4 protein-coding genes are annotated in these 1,601 nt (G+C 68.2%); all 4 read right to left on the reverse strand.

Annotation, left to right across the window (positions count from 1 at the left end):
- Positions 1 to 461, reverse strand: a 461-nt coding sequence (locus ACK5M9_RS13985; RefSeq protein WP_416893758.1) for an adenosylcobinamide-GDP ribazoletransferase, incomplete at its 3' end; no start/stop codon positions are given.
- Positions 451 to 1,011: a nicotinate-nucleotide--dimethylbenzimidazole phosphoribosyltransferase gene (locus ACK5M9_RS13990; protein ID WP_416893759.1), complete on the reverse strand. Its 561-nt coding sequence runs from the start codon at positions 1,009 to 1,011 to the stop codon at positions 451 to 453. The genes ACK5M9_RS13990 and ACK5M9_RS13985, both read right to left, overlap by 11 nt.
- On the reverse strand, positions 951 to 1,160 hold the full coding sequence (locus ACK5M9_RS13995; RefSeq protein WP_416893761.1) for a nicotinate-nucleotide--dimethylbenzimidazole phosphoribosyltransferase: 210 nt from the start codon (positions 1,158 to 1,160) through the stop codon (positions 951 to 953). Before ACK5M9_RS13995 ends, ACK5M9_RS13990 begins: the two co-directional genes overlap by 61 nt.
- On the reverse strand, positions 1,157 to 1,601 hold a 445-nt coding region (locus ACK5M9_RS14000), incomplete at its 5' end, for an IS4 family transposase (RefSeq protein WP_416893760.1). The genes ACK5M9_RS14000 and ACK5M9_RS13995, both read right to left, overlap by 4 nt.

The following is a 1,601-nucleotide window of genomic DNA, read 5'->3' on the forward strand; positions in this document are numbered from 1 at the left end:
TCGCCCACCGCCCCGGACGCCGCGACCGCTCCGACCACCGCCGAGGTGGGCAGCGACAGCAAGCACCCGCCCCGGAGTAGCACGGCCAGCATCAGCCCAAGTGCGCCGAAGCTGCCGACCCGGCTGTCCTTCATGATCCGCAGCACGTCGTCGCGGGTCCACCCGCCGCCGAAGGCGTCGCAGCAGTCGGCCACCGCGTCTTCGTGGAACGCCCCGGTCAGGAGCGCCTCGGCCATCAGCCCGAGGGCGACGGCGACGACCGGCGGCCAGACGTGCAGCGCCGCCCACACGACCCCGCCGGCGAACGCCCCGACCAACCCGCCGACGAGCGGGAAGTATACGACCGCCGCACGCAGGAGTGTCCGATCCGGGTCGGGCCGGTTCATCCCGCCGGGCAGCGGCACACGGGTCAGGAACTGGACGGCGGTGATCGCGGCGTGGAACTGGCGGCTAAGGCCCATCGGCGTGTATCCCGGCCCGGTCCAGGGTGGACATGCGGGTGACGATGGCCGCAGCGTCGCGCAGCGGCATCAGCAGCAGCGCCCCGGTCCCCTCGCCGAGCTGCATCCCCCAATTGTCCAGGGCCGGCTCCAGGCCGAGGTGAGCCAGTGCCGCCGTGTGGCCGGGTTCGGCGGGCAGGTGGGCGGCGACCATCGACCGGGCGGTGCCGGGCCACAGCCGCTCCGCGACGAGGGCCGCCGAGGTGGCGATGAACCCGTCGAGGGCGACCGTCAGCCCCGACGCTGCCGCCCGCCGGTAGAAGCCGGCCATCGCAGCAATCTCCAGCCCGCACGCGGAGGCGATGGTCGCCTCGGGGTCGTCGGCCAAGTAGTGGCTCTCGATTGCGACCTTGTCGGCGACGACCCGCCGCTTGCGCTCCAGCACCGGCCCGTCGGCCCCCGCACCGGGGCCGACGACCGCGTCGGCGGGCGACCCGGTGAGCAGGGCGATCAGGCAACTGGCCGGGGTGCTGTTGCCGATCCCCATTTCGCCCGCCGCGACCACGGCCACGCGTCGCGGGCGGCCTCCGCCGCCTGTGCCTCGCCGACCGCCACGGCTTCGCGGAACCCCTCCACCGTGAGGGCCGGCTCCTGGGCGAGGTTCCGCGACCCGGCCCGCACCTTCCGGCACAGGTGGACCGGGCCGTCCGGCAGCCCTATCTTTTACCAACATCTCCCTGCTGTTTCCGCAGTCGAATCTGGTAGCCGAGGACAAAATCTTGCAGACGTTGATAACCCTGCCACAGCGTTCGCGTTCCCGGAGGACCATCGCTTTTTCGACCCAAATGACCACCCAGTCGACCCACCGCTAACACAAAATCACGCACTGTAACAACACGCTTATTAGTCGGCTGCATTTCATTCAATACAACCAAGTCATCATTCGTCGCAACTGTTGTTGCTGGTTCCTCTGGTATATTGTCCAATGCTGTCCACAATTGAAACACACGCACCGCCACCAATGACAATATCGCCAGACACGCCTGCATACGCGACGCTGTCGCAAACCGACGATCCTCCTCGCCACAACCACTCTTCTCAATCCGATGAAACTCCTCCACCATCCAGCGACACGCATACCAATCTCGACGTTCCATCGCA

The organism is Mycobacterium sp., assembly GCF_047975165.1.
GTDB lineage: Bacteria > Actinomycetota > Actinomycetes > Mycobacteriales > Mycobacteriaceae > Mycobacterium.